Annotated in this window: 20 protein-coding genes, 1 pseudogene and 2 riboswitches; of the genes and pseudogenes, 11 read left to right on the top strand and 10 right to left on the bottom strand. The window is 43.1% G+C overall.

The window, feature by feature from the left end:
- Positions 1 to 7: 7 nt before the first annotated feature.
- Together tal and NC238_17395 are read left to right on the top strand one after the other, a co-directional pair.
- Entirely contained in the window at positions 8 to 1,258 is a 1,251-nt protein-coding gene (gene tal, locus NC238_17400; GenBank protein ID MCM1567686.1) for a transaldolase, read from the top strand.
- An 11-nt stretch (positions 1,259 to 1,269) separates the two neighbouring features.
- Positions 1,270 to 2,679: a phosphoglucomutase/phosphomannomutase family protein gene (locus NC238_17395; GenBank protein ID MCM1567685.1), complete on the top strand. Its 1,410-nt coding sequence runs from the start codon at positions 1,270 to 1,272 to the stop codon at positions 2,677 to 2,679.
- 184 nt (positions 2,680 to 2,863) lie between these two features.
- On the opposite strand, the gene NC238_17390 is transcribed toward NC238_17395, so the two are convergent.
- Positions 2,864 to 3,406: a hypothetical protein gene (locus NC238_17390; GenBank protein MCM1567684.1), complete on the bottom strand. Its 543-nt coding sequence runs from the start codon at positions 3,404 to 3,406 to the stop codon at positions 2,864 to 2,866.
- A gap of 313 nt (positions 3,407 to 3,719) precedes the next feature.
- Positions 3,720 to 3,802, top strand: a riboswitch (ZMP/ZTP riboswitch).
- A 413-nt stretch (positions 3,803 to 4,215) separates the two neighbouring features.
- Between NC238_17390 and NC238_17385 the strand changes: the two genes are divergently transcribed.
- The 5 genes from NC238_17385 to NC238_17365 all read left to right on the top strand — a co-directional run bounded on the left by NC238_17385 (position 4,216) and on the right by NC238_17365 (position 9,969).
- Complete coding sequence (locus tag NC238_17385; protein ID MCM1567683.1) at positions 4,216 to 4,938, top strand: DUF421 domain-containing protein; 723 nt, start codon at positions 4,216 to 4,218, stop codon at positions 4,936 to 4,938.
- Between the two features lie 83 nt (positions 4,939 to 5,021).
- A riboswitch (ZMP/ZTP riboswitch) is annotated at positions 5,022 to 5,104 on the top strand.
- A 73-nt stretch (positions 5,105 to 5,177) separates the two neighbouring features.
- Entirely contained in the window at positions 5,178 to 7,412 is a 2,235-nt protein-coding gene (gene pflB, locus NC238_17380; protein ID MCM1567682.1) for a formate C-acetyltransferase, read from the top strand.
- Positions 7,413 to 7,424: 12 nt separating this feature from the next.
- Complete coding sequence (gene pflA / locus NC238_17375) at positions 7,425 to 8,192, top strand: pyruvate formate-lyase-activating protein (protein ID MCM1567681.1); 768 nt, start codon at positions 7,425 to 7,427, stop codon at positions 8,190 to 8,192.
- Between the two features lie 91 nt (positions 8,193 to 8,283).
- Positions 8,284 to 8,763 (top strand): hypothetical protein, encoded by a 480-nt coding sequence (locus tag NC238_17370; GenBank protein MCM1567680.1) that lies wholly within the window; start codon positions 8,284 to 8,286, stop codon positions 8,761 to 8,763.
- A gap of 27 nt (positions 8,764 to 8,790) precedes the next feature.
- The gene (locus tag NC238_17365; GenBank protein MCM1567679.1) at positions 8,791 to 9,969 is read left to right on the top strand and encodes an iron-containing alcohol dehydrogenase; all 1,179 of its coding nucleotides are present in this window, start codon (positions 8,791 to 8,793) and stop codon (positions 9,967 to 9,969) included.
- Positions 9,970 to 10,197: 228 nt separating this feature from the next.
- Here the strand turns inward: NC238_17365 and NC238_17360 are convergent, their stop codons facing one another.
- Positions 10,198 to 10,362 (bottom strand): hypothetical protein, encoded by a 165-nt coding sequence (locus NC238_17360; protein ID MCM1567678.1) that lies wholly within the window; start codon positions 10,360 to 10,362, stop codon positions 10,198 to 10,200.
- Position 10,363: 1 nt separating this feature from the next.
- Positions 10,364 to 10,882: a CarD family transcriptional regulator gene (locus NC238_17355; protein ID MCM1567677.1), complete on the bottom strand. Its 519-nt coding sequence runs from the start codon at positions 10,880 to 10,882 to the stop codon at positions 10,364 to 10,366.
- A gap of 300 nt (positions 10,883 to 11,182) precedes the next feature.
- Here NC238_17355 and NC238_17350 point away from each other — a divergent pair, with 300 nt between their 5' ends.
- Positions 11,183 to 11,476: a transposase gene (locus NC238_17350; GenBank protein MCM1567676.1), complete on the top strand. Its 294-nt coding sequence runs from the start codon at positions 11,183 to 11,185 to the stop codon at positions 11,474 to 11,476.
- 11 nt (positions 11,477 to 11,487) lie between these two features.
- Entirely contained in the window at positions 11,488 to 12,357 is an 870-nt protein-coding gene (locus NC238_17345; protein MCM1567675.1) for an IS3 family transposase, read from the top strand.
- 105 nt (positions 12,358 to 12,462) lie between these two features.
- Here NC238_17345 and NC238_17340 read toward each other — a convergent pair whose 3' ends face one another.
- From NC238_17340 to NC238_17320, 5 genes are all read right to left on the bottom strand, one after another.
- Positions 12,463 to 12,765: a zinc-ribbon domain containing protein gene (locus tag NC238_17340; GenBank protein ID MCM1567674.1), complete on the bottom strand. Its 303-nt coding sequence runs from the start codon at positions 12,763 to 12,765 to the stop codon at positions 12,463 to 12,465.
- Positions 12,766 to 12,957: 192 nt separating this feature from the next.
- Positions 12,958 to 13,179: a hypothetical protein gene (locus NC238_17335; protein MCM1567673.1), complete on the bottom strand. Its 222-nt coding sequence runs from the start codon at positions 13,177 to 13,179 to the stop codon at positions 12,958 to 12,960.
- Between the two features lie 11 nt (positions 13,180 to 13,190).
- Entirely contained in the window at positions 13,191 to 14,273 is a 1,083-nt protein-coding gene (locus NC238_17330) for an endospore germination permease (protein ID MCM1567672.1), read from the bottom strand.
- Positions 14,274 to 14,276: 3 nt separating this feature from the next.
- A complete protein-coding gene (locus NC238_17325; GenBank protein ID MCM1567671.1) occupies positions 14,277 to 15,458 on the bottom strand; it encodes a Ger(x)C family spore germination protein in 1,182 nt (393 codons plus the stop codon).
- A 36-nt stretch (positions 15,459 to 15,494) separates the two neighbouring features.
- The gene (locus NC238_17320) at positions 15,495 to 17,093 is read right to left on the bottom strand and encodes a spore germination protein (protein MCM1567670.1); all 1,599 of its coding nucleotides are present in this window, start codon (positions 17,091 to 17,093) and stop codon (positions 15,495 to 15,497) included.
- A gap of 258 nt (positions 17,094 to 17,351) precedes the next feature.
- On the opposite strand from NC238_17320, the gene NC238_17315 reads away from it, so the two are divergent.
- The gene (locus tag NC238_17315; GenBank protein ID MCM1567669.1) at positions 17,352 to 18,551 is read left to right on the top strand and encodes an MFS transporter; all 1,200 of its coding nucleotides are present in this window, start codon (positions 17,352 to 17,354) and stop codon (positions 18,549 to 18,551) included.
- Between the two features lie 14 nt (positions 18,552 to 18,565).
- Here the strand turns inward: NC238_17315 and NC238_17310 are convergent, their stop codons facing one another.
- Positions 18,566 to 19,834 carry an Nramp family divalent metal transporter gene (locus tag NC238_17310; protein MCM1567668.1) on the bottom strand — a complete coding sequence of 423 codons (1,269 nt, stop codon included), beginning with the start codon at positions 19,832 to 19,834 and terminating at the stop codon, positions 18,566 to 18,568.
- 196 nt (positions 19,835 to 20,030) lie between these two features.
- Here NC238_17310 and NC238_17305 point away from each other — a divergent pair, with 196 nt between their 5' ends.
- Complete coding sequence (locus NC238_17305; protein ID MCM1567667.1) at positions 20,031 to 20,459, top strand: DNA-binding protein; 429 nt, start codon at positions 20,031 to 20,033, stop codon at positions 20,457 to 20,459.
- A gap of 193 nt (positions 20,460 to 20,652) precedes the next feature.
- Here NC238_17305 and NC238_17300 read toward each other — a convergent pair.
- Positions 20,653 to 20,823: pseudogene (locus NC238_17300) on the bottom strand (ABC transporter permease).
- Positions 20,824 to 20,907: the final 84 nt, after the last annotated feature.

Here is a 20,907-nt window from a genome sequence, read left to right as displayed (position 1 = left end):
GAGAAAAATGATGACTAGTCTTATTAAAGAAAATCATTTAAAACAAGTGGGAATGCTCGGCCAGCCCATCTGGCTGGATGATATCCGCCGCGATCTGATCACCGGCGGTGAGCTTCGGTGCCTGATTGAAGAAGATGGGTTGCGGGGGATGACCTCGAATCCAGCTATTTTTGCAAAGGCGATTACGGGCAGCCATGATTACGATGAGGACATTAGGAGCATGGCTCTAGATGAAAAAGACAGCATGGAAATTTATGAAGCTCTCAGCCGGTGTGATGTGCAGAGTGCAGCCGCTGAGTTTCGGACTGTGTACGACGAGACTAACGGCAAAGATGGATATGTCAGCTTGGAGGTCAATCCGCATCTGGCATACAATACTAACGGCACAATTACTGAAGCTCGCCGTTTATGGGCTGCCTTGAATCGCCCTAACGTCTTCATCAAAGTCCCGGCAACGACAGAAGGGCTGCAAGCGATCCAACAACTCATTAGCGAGGGAATCAACATCAACGTGACGTTGCTCTTTGGATTGCCTCGCTATCGACAGGCTGCCGAAGCTTACATCGCCGGCCTTGAAGCGCGTCTGGCCCAGGGAAAGGCTGTGAAGCGTGTGGCCTCTGTGGCAAGTTTCTTTGTAAGTCGAATTGATACACTGGTGGATCCGCTGCTGGAAGAAATAATTGCGCAAGGGGGCGATAAGACGCAGCTTGCGAAGCAGGTTCACGGGCAAGTTGCCATTGCCAGCGCCAAGGCTGCCTATCAAATCTATAAGGAAACCTTCGGTAGTAATCGTTTTAAAAGATTGGCTGACCAGGGTGCCGGTGTGCAGCGGTTGATCTGGGCCAGCACCGGTACGAAGAACCCGGAATACAGCGATGTTAAATATGTTGAGGCGCTCATAGGAGCAAACACGGTGGACACGATCCCGGTCGAAACCTTCGATGCCTACCGCGACCACGGCGAACCAAAAGCCCGCCTCGAACAAGATATCAAGGGAGCCAATAGGGTTTTGCTGCGATTGTCGGCGCTCGGCATCAACATCGAAAAGGTAACCCAGCAACTCGAGCAAGAAGGCGTCCAAAAATTCAACCATCCGTTTGACGAGATGATTGAGGTTTTAGCAAAGAAGTGTTCACAGAATTTGGGCAGGTATGCTCTCTGTAACCAGCACGGTTTTGCAGCCAGCTTCCAAGCCAATGAATCGAGGAAAGTACCTAAAGAAAAAGTAGTGACCGGGAAAAGTGCTTGTATAAAATGAGGGGGTTTGGAATGATACGATTTGGAACAGACGGTTGGCGGGGGATTATAAGCGAAGATTTTACCTTTAATAATGTGCGCCTGGTCGCCGAAGGAATAGCAAACTATGTGAACGGTCGTGAAGAAGCGGGCAAAGGCATCGTTGTTGGATATGATGCGCGTTTTTTGTCAGCGGAGTATGCGGGTGACTGTGCGGCTGTGCTGGCCAGCAAAGGGGTTAAGGTCTGGCTAGCCGACAGTATCCTGCCGACGCCGGCGCTAAGTTGGAAGGTCAAAGATTGTGCAGCTGCCGGTGGGGTGATGATAACTGCCAGTCATAATCCAGGGGAGTATAACGGTCTCAAATTCAAGGCTTCTTATGGCGGTTCTGCTTCTCCTGAAATCATCATGGAGATTGAAAAGTGTATCCGCCAACTGGAAGCTGGCGGACAAACATTTTCCAAGGTTGCCTTGTCGTCAGATGTGGAATATTTCTCACCCTGGGAGTCCTATCTGGAACATGTTAAGGCCATGCTGAACCCAAAGATGATGGCCGGCTTTAAAGGGAAAATTGTCTTCGACGTCATGCATGGTGCCGCAATGGGTTATCCGAACGAACTGGCAAAAAGCTACGGGCTGAATATGGTCGAGGTGCACAGCGAGTTCAATCCTTCCTTTGGCGGTATAAACCCGGAGCCCATAGAGAAGAACCTGGATGCCCTGAGGCAGGCGATGAAAGAACATAAGGCCAGTATCGGCCTGGCGACCGACGGCGACGGTGATCGTATCGGAGCAATGGATGCTGATGGCCGCTTCATCAATCCCCATCAAATTATGGCCCTCTTGATAAAATATCTTGTCGAGAAGCGTGGATGGAACGGCGGTGTGGCGCAGACGCTGACGGTATCCGAACTGGTGAAGCGAATGGCCAAAAAGCACGGTCTGAAACTTTACGAAACACCGGTTGGCTTTAAGTACATCACGACATTGATGCTGAACGAAGATATTCTAATCGGTGGTGAGGAGTCGGGCGGTATAGGATTAAAAAATTATATCCCCGAACGGGATGGATTACTGTTGGGATTTCTTTTGATTGAGATAGTGGCTGCTTATGGCAAGACATTGGGGCAACTGCTTAATGAGATGATGGAGGAACTGGGTTGGTGCTATTATGACCGCGAAGACCTGCACCTGGAAACAGATAAAAAGGTACGGCTGATGAAGGAGCTGGCTGATAATCCACCGAAGACGCTGGATGGGCTGGAAGTCTTGGCAAGCAATAGTTCGGATGGATGCAAGCTTTATTTGGAGGACAGCTGGGTGATGTTTCGAGCATCAGGAACAGAGCCTGTTGTACGTATCTACGCAGAGTCTAATAATCCCCAGCGGTTGCAGGAACTACTAAATAAAGGAATTGACTATGCCAGAAACGGGTGCAATTAGAGTTCTCAAACTCCACGTACAAATGGTTATTACTAGGTAAAAGTCGATTACCATTCAGAATAGATTTGTTAAAAATGGGTGATAGAGTTTTTGTAATAGAAATGTCAAAGGTTTACACAGAGATTTTAAAGAGTATAGGAATTCCTCAAAATTTAGGAGAGAATTCCTATACTCGAATAGAAGTTTAGCCTACTACACCAGCTAATTTCACTTGCTCACTCGTCTTGTCAGTCGGTTTTAAGTAGTCATTTTGAGGGGGAGCATCGAATAATGAATCATGTCCAAATATAGCAGCTGCGATAGTGGCAAGCATTCCGTACACAATATTACTAGCAACATAGGATAGATTGCTTGCCGCATCTTTAGGTTTAACACGATTCTTGGGAACAACATTTGGAATGGCCGTAGCGATTGCGCCGATAGCAGTCCCAGATACGATTCCTTTAGTCACAAGTTTGTCGCGACCGCTTTGGGTCAAACGCTTAATAATGTAATTAGCTCCGATGATGCTAACGGCAGAGTTCATAATTAAGCCAAGAGCCTGTCCTTTCACGCTTTTTGCTTGACTCTTCGATAAAAACATTCCTGCCGCAGCTTCCCGATATGATCGTTTAGATATTCGTGCTCGCCTGGAAATTCCATCAACAAGAGTCATTCCTACCAAACCAATAATGCCTGAAACAATTGCAAGTGTTTCCCGATCTTTTATTTTCAGCAAAGTAATCATCCTCCTTTTCTAAATATTCTCTGATTAATGAAGACAAATTAATCATGGAAAATAATTTATTCATTGTAGATTGATACCAACAATAAATAAAAAAACAAGATAAAAATATGCTTTTCGGTTGATGTTGGTAGCGTTTTATACCATTATATGGATTTTAAGGGCTTTGTTTTAAGCTATTTTACTTGACTTTTCGGACAGTCTGACCATAATGGAAAAAAGCTTCATCAAAGATGAAACTAAAAAATATCACAGAATAAATACAGCTTACATAAAATGGTAGTTGACAAAGCCATTACAACCATATAGAATATCTCTAAGCTTTCAAGACTGGCGGACATATAGGTTTAACCATAAGGGATTGGAAGAGTTAAAATGTCGACCGCCTGGGCAATATAAATATTGTCCAGGTTTTTTATTTTCTGGCGTGCCCAGCTAAGCACGCATTATCTAGCTGGTGAAAGTCCAGTCGGGGTAAGCGCCAGGGCGCCCCGTAGCTAGGATGCCTGAGTAGAGAGAAATCTGTGTGTAGAAGCGCATCAACAGAAGTGCCAAAAGGATGTTCGGACAGACATAAGCGGAGCTTTTGGGTCGGGATATCGTCACGAATATGTAAAACTACCTTTTTCCTGGTTTGCCGTTTAAGAAGCTTGAAAGCATTGTAAGCGTTCTGTTTTACTGCCGTTTGTACATTGAAGCAACAGGTGAAAAAAATAAAAGGTGGATTGATAAGGCATTTGGTGTATAATTCTCTGTCTTTGAATGTATAATACGCATAATAATTGGGTCGAGTTATACAGGGGGCGGCTACTATGAACGATAATATCATCGGTATTTTAGATATTGTGCTCAGAAGCATACTTTCAGTTATTATCTTATTTTTGTTAACTCACTTATTGGGAAAAAAACAACTCTCTCAATTAAGTTTTTTTGATTACACAATAGGCATTTCTATTGGTTCTATTGCTGCATCTTTAGCAATCGATAATGAAATTCCTTATTTACATGGAATACTCGGAATTCTTATTTATGGTAGCTTTGTATTACTGTCTTCTTATGTATCCCGGAGAAGTATCCGTGCCAGAAAGTTTTTATGTGGAGTGCCGACAATTTTAATACAGAATGGCAAATTGATCGAACAAAACTTAAAGAAAGCCAGATTTCATATCAATGAAGTAATGGAGGAATGCAGGAACAAAGGTGCATTTAGTATTAGCGATGTAGAAAACGCAATCCTTGAGACAAGCGGCCAAGTCAGTATTCAACTTAAAGCACAAAGACAACCTATAACACCTGAAGATATGAATATAAATACTTCCGCTAAAGGCATTGCTGCCAACCTGATTATTGACGGAACAGTCTTAAAAAAACATCTCAGCCTTGTGAACCGGGATGAAAAGTGGTTAACTCATGAATTGAAGAAACAAAAGGTTAATTCGGCGCAAGAAGTATTACTGGGGTCTCTTGATTATGACGGCACATTACATATAGACCTAAAAAACAATGATCCAGTCCCTTTTGACGTACTTGAATAGCGTATTCTGTTCGCACTTTGAATAAACATAGCTCCATATAAACGGGTAATTGACAAAGTCATTACATCCGTAATAGAATATCGGTAAGCTTCCAAGACTGGCGGACATATGGGTTTAACCATAAGGGATTGGAAGAATTCAAACGTCGACCGCCTGGGCAGTATAAATATTGTCCAGGTTTTTTTATTTTCTGAGTCACCCTCATAAAATTCAGAATCTGGCAAATTAGGGGGGTTAAAATGATGAATAATACAGGATGGGAAAACTTCAAAGACGGCAGATGGCAGCAGGAAATTGATGTCAGGGATTTCATACAAGCAAATTACCAGCCTTATGAAGGAGATGAAACTTTTTTAACGGAGGTAACGAACCGGACTCAGCATATTCTAGAGAAACTTTCAAGGCTGCAAAAGCTTGAGAAGGAATTCGGCGGCGTGCTGGATATCGATACCTCAACGGTTTCTTCATTGCTAAGCTATGCCCCGGGCTATCTGGACAAGGAAAAGGAACTCATCGTTGGCATTCAGACCAACAGGCCGTTAAAAAGAGGAGTCAATCCTTTTGGCGGGATCAATATGGCCAGGAAGGCCTGCAAGGCCTATGGTTATACCATGGATGAGAAAATCGAAAGAGAGTTCTTTTACAAGACGACGCACAATGACGGTGTTTTCCGTGTCTACACCGATGAAATGAAGGAAGCCCGCAGGAGCGGAATAATTACTGGACTGCCGGATGCCTATGGACGCGGAAGGATCATCGGCGACTACAGGCGTGTAGCACTATATGGCGTTGACAGGCTGATTGCAGGGAAAAAAGAAGATAAGCGTAAAAAGGGTCAGTTGCTGATGGACATGGAGAATATCAAAGTAAGCGAGGAATTGTACAAGCAGATCGATTTTTTAGAAAAGCTTAAAAAGATGGCGGAGCTTTACGGTTTCGATATATCCCAACCGGCCGTAGATTTTAAAGAGGCGGTTCAGTGGTTATATTTTGGCTATCTTGGCGCGATTAAGGAGCAGAACGGTGCCGCCATGTCCCTGGGAAGGGTTAGCACATTTCTGGATATCTATGCTCAGCGGGATATTGATCAGCAAAGATTGACTGAACGGCAGGTCCAGGAGATCATAGACGATTTCATCATTAAACTGAGAATGGCCCGGCATCTTCGGACACCAGAATACAATGAGCTTTTTGCCGGGGATCCCATGTGGATCACGGAGGCTATCGGAGGTATGGGCGAGGACGGAAGGACGCTGGTTACTAAAATGTCCTACCGTTTCTTGCATACGCTATATAATCTAGGACTGGCACCCGAGCCTAACCTAACTGTGCTGTGGTCCGCGGCGCTGCCGGAGGCTTTTAAACGTTATTGCGCCAAGGTGTCTATCGATACCGACTCTATACAGTATGAGAACGACGATGTAATGCGCACTTTATATAGGGATGACTATGGGATCGCCTGTTGCGTATCGGCGATGAAGATAGGCAAGCAAATGCAGTATTTCGGAGCACGCTGCAACCTGCCAAAGATGTTGCTTATGGCTTTAAACGGCGGAAGGGATGAAATCACCGGCAAACAGGTCGGGCCTGTATCCGAAGGGGTTAAGGCCGGTTTACTGGAATACGGGGATGTCATGAAGCGGTTCGCTTTTTATCAGGGATGGCTCACCAGGCTGTATGTTAATACCATGAATGTCATCCATTATATGCATGACCAGTATGCCTACGAAAAGCTGCAGATGGCATTGCATGACACGGATGTCGAACGCTTCATGGCTTTCGGAATCGCCGGACTTTCCGTGGTTGCGGATTCTTTGAGTGCGATTAGATATGCCAAGGTCCGGGCAGTCAGAAACGAAAAAGGCCTGATCCAGGACTTTGAAATAGATGGAGAATACCCACGGTTCGGCAATGATGACGACCGTGTGGACTTGATTGCTGCAGAGCTGACAGAGGATTTTATCGGGGAGCTGAGAAAGACGTCTGCTTACAGGAACGCCGTGCACACCCTTTCGGTGTTGACAATTACCTCCAATGTGGTCTACGGTAAAAAGACAGGTGCAACCCCGGACGGAAGGAAAAAGGGCGAAGCGTTTGCTCCCGGTGCTAATCCGATGCATAACAGAGAGGCAAACGGGGCGCTTGCATCGTTGAATTCTGTTTCAAAGCTTCCGTATGAAGCCTGCCGGGACGGGATATCCTGTACTTTTTCCATAACTCCTTCCACCATCGGCAAGAACTGTGAGGAACAGAAGAGCAACCTGGTAGCGGTCTTAGACGGTTATTTTGATATGAAGGCCCATCACATCAATGTTAACGTTTTGAACCGTGAACAACTGATTGACGCTATGGAGCATCCGGAACGTTATCCTAACCTGACGATACGCGTATCGGGTTATGCAGTCAACTTCAACAAGCTAAGCCGCCAGCAGCAGCAGGAGGTCATCAACAGGACCTACCATGAAAGGCTATGAGGCAGTAAGCAGATGAGCGGCAAGACGGAAGAAATAGAAAAGACGGGAAGGATACACTCCATTGAGACCCTTGGAGGAGCGGATGGACCTGGATTGAGAATGGTTATTTTCATGCAGGGATGTCCATTGCGCTGTATCTATTGCCATAATCCCGATACTTGGGATAGGAATGGGGGGAGGGAGTTCACTGCGGAAGCTTTGGTGCAAAAAGCGATGCATTACCGCACTTACTTTGGCCGGGAAGGCGGTGTCACGCTTTCCGGCGGAGAGCCGCTTATGCAGCCCCTTTTTGCGGCAGAACTGTTCAAACAGCTTAAAAAGGCTGATATCAACACGGCTCTGGATACTGCCGGCACAATACCGTCGGAGGATGTAGCCAAGGTGCTGGCAAATACCGACACGGTTCTGCTGGATATCAAAATGCCGGATCAAGAGCGGTATGATCAATATATCGGAGGCAGTCTAAGTACGACAATGAATTTTCTGCATGCGGCTTCGGCGGCAGGCTGCCGGATATGGATACGGCATGTGGTAGTACCGGGCATCAACGACAAGAAAGATGATATCGTCAGCCTGTGCAGTCTTATTTATGATAGCGGAGTAGCTGTGGAACGAATGGAACTGCTACCTTATCACAAGATGGGTATTGAAAAATATAAGCTACTGGGACTGTCATACCGGCTAGCCGAGGTTCAGGAACTCGGAGAAGGAAGACTTGCCAAGCTGCTGGAGTATTGTTTGGAAGAACTGCCGGAACTGTTCCGGGCTATTAAAAAATGAAAACGTTAAACGGAGCTCTTCTAATATCCGAATAATTAAATGCCTTAATGGATATCCTAAGCTTGCATATAATATAAAGGGGATTGCAGTAATGCCAATTTTTTTGTTGCATCCGTTTTATGCTGTGACTTTTACTTTGCTCTTAATCGTCATTGTACCTAAAAAAGATATTCGACGATTATCTTTGTTTGGTGTCGTTTTAGGTGGAATGATGGATTCTATTGTCCACGCTTTCGGGTATTTTACTGGATTATTTTATTGGACGAATTTTGGTCCTTTTGGCTTCATCGGTGTTCATCTTTTTGCCAACATTGCCTGGACGGCGTTTTTCATCATCTATTTTTATTATTTACCAAGACAAAAGCCGTTTTATTATATTTCTATCGCAGCAGGAGTGTTTGCTTCGATCTTATACTATAATCTATTGCTTGATATAGGGATTTTCGAAGCTTTCAGCAGATTAATTCTGCCGCTGATTGGTTTTACGGTCTGGTTTTCGGTTGCTACCTGGGCATTTTTAAAATGGAACCATTTCGTCGATGGTAAAAGCAGAGAGAAAATGGTTCCCTAATAATTTATTTTGCAAAGTATAAGGTGGTTGGCCTTGGAAAATACCCATAATTTTTTTATCCCTAAAACCAATTTAATCGGCGTTGGGGCAATTAAGGATCTTCCTAATCAATTATTGTCCTGGAAATTAAGTAAAGCGTTGATTGTGACTGATAAGAATATGATCAAACTTGGGTATGTTGAAAATATTGAAAAGATACTGAAGAGTCTATTTATTTCCTACGATATTTTTGACGGGATTTTACATCCCAATCCGACAGTACCTTTTGTTGAGGACGGATTAAGATATTTTAAGCACGGCTGGAATGTCTTTAAACGAGACTATAAATTAATCATTTCTATCGGCGGCGGCACAAATCATGATTGTGCAAAAGCGATTGCTGCAGTCGCTGTAAACGGTGGCTCCATTACAGACTATGAAGGATATAACAAAATAACCAAACCGATGATCCCTCTTATTACAATCAACACAACGGCTGGTTCCGCAGCAGAAGTAACACATACCGCAATCGTCACGGACAATACAAGAAAGGTGAAAATGGTAATCACTTCAGCTTTATTGACACCGTTTATATCCGTAAACGATCCAATTTTTATGACCACGATGCCGAAGGAAGTAACATCTAGTTCTGGAATTGATGTTGTCTCGCATGCGATAGAAGCGTTTGTTTCGACAGAAGCATTTCCGATTACAGATGTTTTGGCTTTGGATGCACTGAGGTTGTCATTTGAGTACTTACCGAGAGCCTATGAGAACGGCAATGATTTGGAAGCCAGAGAAAAAATGATGTATGCAAATATTATGGCAGGACTTGCCTTTAATAGCGCCGGTCTGGGCTATGTGCATGCAATGGCGCATCAGCTGGGCGGTTTTTATAATGGGGCTCATGGATTCAATAATGCTGCTCTACTGCCTCATGTTTTTAGATTCAATTCTACGGCGATACCGGAGCATCGGATTCTGAAATTATGCGAAGCTATGGGGACGGTTACACATCGTAAGGAGCAAGCAATAAATATTATTATCGAATCGATTAAACATTTGTCTTCTGTAATTGGTATTTCCGAAAAACTATCTATGATGGGTCTTAAGGAAGGTGATATTGAAAAACTGGCCAATAATGCGATAAAAGATATTTGCACGTTAACAAACCCCAGGCAGGGATCGGTTGAAGATATCATTAATATCTACCAAGCTGCATTATAAAGCTCCTTAACTCTTTTTGCCGAAAAATACAGTTTCTTAAGCTTTTCAACGGCCTTCTAAGGGGTTTATTTTTCTTTTAGGTTATTGTTTTCAGGGGTTAATATGGTCCAGACTTAGGGCTAAGACACCCTCTATCAGCCCCTATTAAAAAAGATCCTGGATTTTAAACCCAGGGTCTTGGGAAAAGAGCTATGAATATACTTAAAATCGCTGGTGGTGTGGTATAATTTAAGCTTCTTTGGTTTTGTCTAAACCAAACTGCTCTGCGTATTTGTTGTATAAGATTAGATCAAATCTGCCATTTTTTTCTGCTGATGGTTTTATGTCGATCAGAAACTGAAGTTTTTGTTTTTTCGATAAATAACTAAAATCATACCAAGTATATGGTTTCAAATTATTTTACCTCCTGAAATTCTACATCTAATACGTTGGCTGCTAACACTGAATCTAATAAATCTGTTGCTTTCTCTTTAGTCATACATCTTACTTGCATCAGTTCACTGATAAATATATTACGGGCGCCCTCCAACATTTTGGAATCTTCTTTTCCCAATTTACCAAGGAGGTTTTTTCGCGTTAAATCACGGATTATTTCTGTCCCTTTGAAAATATCGCCGCTTCTCATCTTTTTCGTATTTAAATCAGTGCAGTATTTCTGGTTTTTATAAAGCAGGGGATCAGTAATTCCCTCATTAAAATTTTCCAGAATCTCCTCAAAGATAGAGGATTCAACCAGCTTCCGGATGCCAAAGCTTTCAGCTTTATCCTGGGGAATCATCATTTGCATCCTGGTTTGGGGTACGTTGACAATATAGTAAATTCTTTTTTTCCCCAAGATTTCTTTTTCTTCAATAGCTTCAATAGTTCCCACTCCATGCATAGGATAGACAATCTGATCACCAACTTGGAACATATATTCACCTCCCTGAGTCAGTAGCTAATTAAGCATATCATAGAAAGTGATATATAGCAAATCAATTATTTTATCATTTATAAAAATGTATGTCAATGATTAATGTCAATGAATTAATGGTTAATAAATTAATAAGCTTCTAATAAGCTTCATTTGTAAAATAAAGCTATAATTAATATCCATAAACATTTTTATAAAATGGTAAAAGGTTGAAAAAAATTATACGTTCCAAATGCCCCGTAATGGATTTTGTGGACACCGCAAATGGCTAGTATAATAAAGCCAGAGAGGTGTCAGAAAATGAGTACAAGAAAGAATTTTGATCCGGAATTCAAGAGAGAAATTACCCAGGTCTATCTTGAAGGAAGAAGAACAGCTACAAGCCTAGCAGAAGAACTGGGATTGCATGTTAATACCATATATAAATGGGCTGAACAATTCAAAACAGATCCTGAAAATGCCTTCCCTGGATCAGGGAACCTCAAACCTGAAGACGCTGAGTTAAAGAAAGCCCAAAGACGTATTAAAGAACTTGAAGAAGAGGTCGAGATCCTAAAAAAAGCCACGGCATACTTCGCAAAGAACAGCAAGTAAAATACGCCTTTATTTATAAATACCGCTTCAAATATGCTGTTAAGAAGTTATGCCAAGTCATAGAAGTTTCCCGAAGCGGATATTATCAGTGGGTGGCTTCCGGCTGTCCGAGTCACCAGGATAAAGACGCCGTGGTCCTTGCCAAGATCAGAAAGATTGAACGGGATAATGATCATAACTACGGTGTCAAGCGCGTTTATGAATCTCTGAACAAGGAACATAACGTCAAGTGCGGCCGGAGCAAAGTTCAAAGGATTATGCATCAGAATGGCATTAAAGCGAAGATCAAGAGCAAGTACAAGCCGCAAACCACGAAGGCTGATCCCAATGAACAGGCATTTCCCAATCTGCTGGGCCAAGAGTTTAAAGTTACAGAGATTAATAAAGTTTGGCTAGCCGACATTACCTACATCAGAACAAACGGAAAATGGTCTTATCTCGCAGCTGTCATGGATTTGTGCCGTAGAAAAATAGTAGGTTGGGCACTTGGAACGAAGCCAAATGCCAAATTGGTTTGTCGGGCTCTTTCCTTGGCAATTGCCAAGGAGCGGCCTGCTCCAGGACTTATTCATCATTCAGATCGTGGCAGTCAGTATACTAGCAAGGCATTCCGGGAGTTACTGGATAAGCACAAAATTCTCGGCAGTATGAGCCGTAAAGGGAATCCTTATGACAATGCTCCAATGGAATCATTCTTTCAAACCTTGAAGACAGAATTTGTTTACAAGCGATACTTTCAGAGTATTGAGCAAGCTCAGATTGGACTTAAGCAATGGATTAATATTTACTACAATTGCCGAAGGCTTCATTCAGCATTGGGTTATAAATCGCCACTATTCTATGAATTATCAAGAATACAACCATTTAAAGTGTCCGCATGAGCCAATATAGCGCAAAAATATCCTTATGGGCTGCTTATGGTATAAGAAGACCCGAAATAAAAAAGCCTCCCTAGTGTGTGTACTAGGAAGGCTTCTTTCAAATACTTACCAATTATTTCGTGTGCGTGGTTGATAACAATCACGACAATAAACCGGTTTGTCACCTGAGGGTTGGAAAGGGACTTGAGTTTCTTTTCCACAAGTAGCACAGACGGCTGGGAACATTTCTCGTTGCGGACGACCGTATTGGTTGTTGGATCTACCCTGTGCCTTTCTCGCAGAGCGGCATTCCGGACATCTGCCAGGTTCATTGGTAAATCCCTTTTCTGCGTAGAATTCTTGTTCGGAAACGGAGAAGGAAAACTCATTTCCACAGTCCTTACAGGTTAAAACTTTGTCTTCAAACATAAAAAAACCTCCAAAATATATTACCCGCTTTATGGGAAGAATTCATAGCTTCCCAGAGCTTTAGGCAATGGAGAGGTTATTAGTAAATCCACAAAATGAACGAGCTGCTTTAGTATAACTGGAATGAAAGTATATGTCAAAGGAATATTTCAAATATAGCAAATTTTGGTGGAGTTTCTTTGATTTCTAGTATCAATAACTAATTTTTAATATATCCTTAATCAAATATTCCACGCCTTTGACTGGACTGGGTATTTTGACATCTGCTGCTTGTAATAGAGCCAGTATAAACGCTAACAGAAATAAGACCGAAAAGACGGTAAGTTCCCGCCAGTGCTTGTTTTTGACAAGAGCAGGGACTTCAAATAATCCTATGGCGACAAAAGCTATCGTTAATAAAAAAATCACGGCCATTTCCTTTCCTGTTATTTTGGTAACTTTCGTATTTTTGCTACAAGTAAGGTTATTACAGGCGAAAACTCAAACACAAGGGTGAAAATAGGCCCTGTCCTAGTTGCGAAATCATTGCTTTGTGCCAGAGTATCAAATGTCATAATGGATAAACTAACAATGATACTTCCAATCGGAAGTACCAGTGGCCTATAGGACCGTAAATTACATAATCGGGCTATCCCTAATACTGCGCCATAATACATAACATTTACTTTTATGAACATTGCAATTAATAATATAGTAATAACAAGCATTTCCAGCCTGGTTATGATTTCTGCCAGATCTATCAGGCGCACGGATTCAATCGAAGGGGAAACCATGATCACCGCTGCTGCTCCCAGCACAGCTGTATTACGAACCGTATCAATTAATATGCTGATCCCTCCGATGATTAATCCTAAAATAACAGATTTTTTTGCTTCTACTCCCTTGTTTACATAGGGGAATAGCATGAGAAACACCAAGATTTCACAAAAGGGAAGGGTCAACATAAAATGTGTACCCTGAATAAAATCCTTCAGGGGAAGATCAAAAAACGGCAGGAAATTCGTTAGTTCCATGTCTTTCAGCAGTAGAACGAAAGTTATTAGGATTACAATTATGATGATTATGACAAATATAACACTGGTCCGGGCGAGGACCTCTATTCCGTTGCGCACTGCCCAGGCGCAGATGCAAGCAAATAGAATACAAATTGCGAACATAGGAGTTTCCGGCATCATGTAATTCCTTATGATTTGGCCGAGATATGCTAACATGAAACCTGCAATCGTGCAAAAAAACCAAATGTATAAGGCGGAAACCAGTTTACTTAAATAGGGACCATAGACAATACGATTGATTTGTACCAGGTCCTTGCCGGGGAATTTCCTCGCTAAGGCAACATAAGCCATGGCAAGGGGAATGCTTGCAGCCAATCCGGATAAAACAACCAGCCAAGTATACTGCTTGGTAACTGTATTCGAAAATGCAGCCACCAAAACAGAACCCTGAACATATCCTGCAACTAAAAACATCAACTGTGAACTTGATATGATTCCTCTTTCAAGCCTCATGAATTACTCCTTAGCAGGTACGGCAGGAGCGCTGATATTGCCTGTACTGCGTAGCTTAGTATTGATATTTAACGCTACTTCAACGTCCGGAAAGACCTTGTCCCATTTAGATTCCAGTTCATGCCACTCTGAGGGGTATTTCCAATAGATTGAATCACCAAAACCAAATATATCTGAATTGAGATCCTTGGCCGTTTTTAAAGCAGCTATGATTTCTTTTCTGATTTCAGCGGATAGTTCTTTTTCCAGAGAGGCAACAATGATTGGTGATGCTAGGTTTTCTGAACCACTCTGGCTATTGACGATCCCTTCTGCTTTGATATCGAGCTTTATCAGAATCGTATCATCTTGGATGACAGGTGTCATTTTACTTTTCGCAAGCGTGATTTCCAAGCTCACTTCACCATCACCGCTAGGACCAGCAACATTAATCATCCCGCTTTTTACTTCGTTGATAACCCAAAGCAGTCCGCGCGTTTCACGTTCATTCAGTTCGCCAACCAATTTATCATGCTTAAAAACTGCTGTTCCAAAGACTTCCACTGTTTTTTCATTCCCTTGGCCGGTCACTCTAATCAAAGGGGCGATGGGGGCTGTGCTCTTGCTCATTAAACGATTAATAAAATCGATTAACCTAACTGTTGGCGATTCAGACGTTATCTTTTGAGTTTCAACTAATTTGGCAATGTTAATTGCAGGCAACTTCTCCAATTCAGGCGAAACATCAAGTACCTCACTTGCTTGGTCTTCGGAGACCACGAGCAAAACATTAAAACGAGTCTCACTATCCCGTATAAAAGTATCTATATATGGTTGTATTCCTTCCTCAGCCAACTTTCTCTCAAATATCAGAACCTGATTATGCGGAAAATATAACCTGTGACTGGATTCATGACTAAAATCTCTGATAATTTCAGAGGCAACATATCCCGTTCTTTTTATGTTCCAGTAGGCGTTTGTCCCGCCCGCACCGCTCTTATTTTTAACAGAAGCAGATTTTAGTTCACCCGGTTTCACAACTTGCGTTGTCAATTGTATTTCTCCGGGCTCCTCGGCTTTATCTAAACCTACGCCTACGACAAACGATAAAGAATTTAACTCATGGCGGCTCCAGCAACCACTTAGGGGTAAAATTAACATGAAACATACCATGACTTTCATAATGAAACCAATTTGATTTTTCATCAATTGCCTCTTGTTTTTAATGTTATTCAAGCCGGTCTAACTCTTGTCTTCTTCTGAAGGATGGCTGGGTTTTAATCTGAACTCCTGGCGCTCAGGGTCATGCCAGCCTATAGTTCTAGGGCGGGTAAACATTGCCCAAACAGGCGCCCTGATGAATGTATCTTTCAAGTCTTGCGTACTGAGAGGAGCGAAAGGTGATAAATACGGGGTGCCAAAAGATCTTAAGGAAGCCAGGTGAATAAATGTCCCCATTAATCCAAGTGCAATCCCAAACCCTCCCATTGCCCCGGCTAGGAGAACAAGAATTAATCGTAAGATACTACCGGAATCTGTTTGGGAAGGAACCACAAAACTGCAAATTGCTGTCAAAGCTATCACGATAACCATAGGCTCTCCGATTATTCCGGCACCTACAGCAGCCTCGCCAATAACCAAAGCTCCCACAATACTGACCGCTTGACCGATAGGACGGGGCAAGCGAACCCCGGCCTCCCTGAGGATTTCAAATGTTGTTCCCATAATGAGCGCTTCTGCCATCGCAGGGAAAGGGACGCCCTCCTCGGATGCAGCCATGGTAAAAAGTAAGGAAGTAGGAATCAATTCTTGGTGAAAAGTTGTTAAAGCAACATAGATTGCCGGAGCCGTAATGCTAATCAGAAAAGCTAAAAGCCTGAGGAGTCTAACCACGCTTGCAAAATAAGGCCGGGAATAGTAATCTTCAGCGCTTTGAAAACTTTCAATAAAAACCATTGGGACGGTAAGCACAAAGGGAGTTCCGTCAACAAAAATGGCCGCCCTTCCCTCTAAGATTTTTGCTGCCACAAGATCCGGTTTTTCACTGTTAGCAACTGTGGAGAAAATAGAAAAAGGAGCATCCTCAATGAACTGCTCGATATACCCTGATTCCAGAATTGCATCTGTCTTAATTCTTTGAAGACGCCGTTGAATTTCTTTGATGAGCTGTGGATTAGCGAGATCTTTTAAATAGGCAACACAAATGGTGGTCTTGGTTTGTTCACCTATTTTCATGGTTTCCAGGGTTAAATTCGGGTTTCTTATTTTACGACGCAACAGGGTTGTATTGGTAAGCAAATTTTCAGTAAAGCCTTCCCTCGGGCCCCGGACAACGGATTCTGTTTTGGGTTCGTCCACGCCACGGGTTTCCCAACCTTCGGTGCCAATGACTAAAGCTTCTTTTGAGCCATCCATCAGTAGAATTGTTTTTCCGGACAAACAGCCGTCTACGACTTCATTGATCGTAGAAACTTTTTGAACCATTCCCACCGTAAGCAGCGTTGCCTGAATGATACTCATATTATTCATTGGTGAGGTTTCTTGTTTGGAGCTTAATCGGATGTCGTACATTAATGGTTTTATAATACTTTCGTTAATTGTGACTGTATCCGTCATCCCGGATAAGAAGATGATCGCACCACGTGTAAGTCCCTGATCACCAAAGTTAAATTCCCGCACATTAACATCATAGCTATTTCCGAACACACCTTTTAGAGCAGTAAGGTTTTTGTTCAGATTATCGGAAAGGTTAGAGTTCGAATTCCTTAAATGATTGGCGTCAGCGCCGTTATGATTTGCTAACTGCCAAAAACGCAGTTTAGAATGAATGTAGCGGAACATACTGCTCTCATCCTTCCACTTTGAACCTAACCTTACCTATTATTTCCCGTTAGGAATGAAGTTATTTATGAATACTGTTTTGGATTTAAAGATTGGCTGAGCACGTAAGATTTGTGAACTGGGATATGGAATGGGATGAAACGGCGATATTTGTTATCCCCCACTTGTAACCGATATTACAATGTGTTAGCATTGACGTAAGGGATATGACAAAGGGAGCTGGGGCGATGGAGATCGCTCTTTTTAATGAGAAAAGAAATGAACAATAACAATAAGATCCGGGAAAAGAAGATCTTGGGCATAGAGAAGAACATTTTTTTTGTAGGCCTGACAAGCTTTTTAACGGATACGACGACAAAAATGATTTATTCTGTGATGCCGTTATTTTTAATGTCCTTGGGAGCAACTAAAACGGAGCTCTCTTTGATTGAAGGGATTGCGGAGAGTACGGCATCCGTACTCAAAGCGTTATCCGGCTGGTGGAGTGACAAGATCAGAAAGAATAAGCCATTCATGGTCATCGGGTATGCTTTCACGGCAGTTCTTTCACCCATGTTTTCGTTGGTAACCTCGCCGCTGCAGGTTCTGCTTATCAGATTTACCGAGCGGGTTGGCAAGGGTATCCGGACAGCGCCAAGAGACAGCCTGATCGCCGCGTCCTCCGAAGACGGCAGCAAAGGCAAAAACTTTGGCTTTCACAAAGCGATGGATAACAGCGGGGCGATCGTTGGGCCGCTCCTGGCAGCAGGTATCCTGCTGCTGTTTCCAAATGATTACCGGCTGGTATTTCTTATAGCAGCCATCCCAGGTTTGCTGGGACTGATAAACATTATATGCTTTGTGAAGGAAGCAAAATCGGAAAAGATGGAACCGCTTGGGAAAGTTACATTGAAGGACTTCCCGAAAAAGTACTATGCCTTTCTTGGAATCATCTTTATCTTTACGATGGGAAATTCAACCGATGCGCTTCTTTTGGTCAAAGCCAGTGATATTGGGATCAAAGACTCCTTGATTCCGATGATCTATCTGATCTTTTACGCAGTGTCAGCGCTCTTCTCCGTACCAGCCGGCATGCTGTCAGATAAAATCGGCAGAGAAAGACTGATTATTTTTGGCTATCTGCTGTATTCAATCCTATATTTCGGGTTTGGCAGAACAAACAGCGGAACTGTAGTGGTATTGCTTTTTGCGTTGTACGGACTTTACAGCGCAGCCACTGACGGCGTACAGAAGGCATTGGTGTCTGATTTGATTGACAAAGACAAACGGGGAACAGGACTGGGCATCTATAACAGCCTTGTGGGTATTACGCTTCTTCCGGCCAGTGTCATAGCAGGTTTGCTTTATGATCATGTCAATTACAGCGTGCCATTTTACTATGGTTCTGTGATGGCTCTGATTGCTGCGCTGTTCATGATTATCTTTTATCGGAAAGGGTTAAGGCATCTTGAAAACTGATGTTTAGTTCTAACTTAAGCGGAAAAAGTTAAATATAACAGAACAACATTCAGTGAGACAATAAGACTTACGATTACCACACCGGCAGCATTGGTGATTTTACGGTTTGCCATTTCACCCATAATGTCCCGGCGTTTGGTGATCAGAAGCAGCGGAATGACCGCTGCCGGCAGCGCAAAGCTTAAGGTAACCTGGCTCATAATCAGCATCCTCATCGGGTTAAAGCCAAGCCACAGGAGAATGATGGCTGGAATCATAGTAATTGCCCGCCGGATATTGACCGGAATATCCAGACCGATGAACCCTTTCAGCATACATTCTCCGGCCATAGCGCCAACGGTGGATGAGGAAAGGCCTGAAGCAAGCAGCGCCAGGCCAAAAGCACCGCTGGATAAACTGCCAAGCAGCGGCGCCAGGGACTTGTGCGCCTGTTCGATGGAATCGACCGGTCCCTGGTTAAAAAAAACGGCTGCAGCGATAATAACCATTGCAGCGTTGACCAGAAACGCGATGTTCATAGCAAAGGCGATATCGAAGCATTCCATTCGGAAATGCTTTTTTGCTTCGGCCAAATCATCGGAAGTACGTCTTGCTTTCATCAAGTCCGAATGGAGATAAATGACGTGAGGCATAACGGTCGCGCCCAACATACCGACGGCAACCAGAATGCTTTCGGGACCTAGGCTAGGAACTAAGGTGTGCAAAGCGACCGCTGACCAATCCGGTTCAGCCAGGAACAGCTCGAGACAATATGAGGCCCCGATGACAGCCACCAGACTGATGATAATTCTTTCAACCATATGCTGGCCGAAACGCCGCAAATATACAATGACGAAGGTCAGACATATGGTTATCAGACCTGCTGCCACGAGCGGTATGCCGAAAAGTAGGTACAGGCCAAGCGTCGAGCCCAAGAATTCTGCCATATACGTTGCGATAACGGCAAACAGCATGATGATCCAAAGTAAAAGATTTACCGGCCTGGAGAAAACACGCCCGCACTGCGTAGCCAGATCAACACCGGTGACAATGCCGAGCTTCGCCGACAGTGTTTGCAAGAAAATCGCCATCAGGTTGCTCCATAAGACAACCCAAACAAGATTGTAATTGAAATTGGAACCTGCGCTGATGTTGGTGGCAAAGTTGCCGGGGTCAATATAGGCGACACTCACGATGAAGGCCGGGCCCAGATATCTCAGTGTGTCTTTGATCTTTTCCAGCCAGGTATTTTTAGGCAAAGGTAATGTTAATGAAGTTTGAACAAGGTTGATTTCTTTGCTCATTGTTATAACCCTCCGCTTATTTCTAATGAACTGTCATATGAGGCAAGAAAATGATATAGGTATAGAACGAAGCAGTACACATAGATGTGAATCTACTGTGATACGGCTGAATCATTCTTTCTTAAATAGCGATAAGCATTTAGATGGATGCTAACAAATATCAGTAACTTCAGGTGAAGCGAGAGGAGTGGGGAAGATGCTTTCACCGAGCCTGGAAGATTACTTGGAGGAAATTTATCGCTTTTCGCTGTCACTTGATACAGTTCGTGTTACGGACATAAGTCATAGACTTCAAGTCGCTTTGCCATCTGTGACGAAAGCTCTCTATAAATTGCGGGACTATGAATATATTAAGTACGAACCGTATGGCGAGATCAAGCTCACGGATAAAGGAAAAGAGTACGGGTTTTATCTGGTAACCAGGAATCAATTGCTTCAGGAATTTCTTGCTCTGATATGTAGCAAGTGCAATTTTGCTGCTGAGGCCGAGGCGATGGAACACTACCTCTCAGCGGCAACCATTGATGCGATTAAAACACTGGTGGAATTTATCAAGAGCCATCCGTCCTGGAAAAAAGAGTTTGATGATTTTGTTCAGATTCGTTCGAAGGAGAATTTACTGTAGGCACTATAGTTCGGGAGTTACTGTAGATTATTTCGATAGGTTAGCCTTAGCTAACTCTAAGGAGTGATTCTAAAATCAGGATATGTTTAGATAGAAAAAAGTGTTACAGAATAAAGGTAAGCCTGCCACAACATTTGTTGGGCAGGCTTTTTTACGGGACTCATCAACATCTAATTGCTGAGGAAGGCAATTCCTAACTGACAATCCTGTAATACACCCGGGCCGTCAACGCATAGACGACCCCGTAAATCAAGCTGAAAACCAGGATGGTACCGATTGTACACCCGATGAACAGCGGGATATTTGTAAGATTGAACACTACGAGCAGCTTAGTGATCATTTTAAAAGCGGCGAGGATGTGGACACAAGGTGGGTTGAACGTTCTTGCTAAATCATCCTATCGGGCGTATGATAATGTTCTATAGAGCGCTATAATAGCTAAACAATG

The sequence above is a fragment of the Dehalobacter sp. genome (assembly GCA_023667845.1).
Classification (GTDB): Bacteria; Bacillota; Desulfitobacteriia; order Desulfitobacteriales; family Syntrophobotulaceae; genus Dehalobacter.
This window is presented reverse-complemented; position numbering and strand designations above follow the sequence as displayed.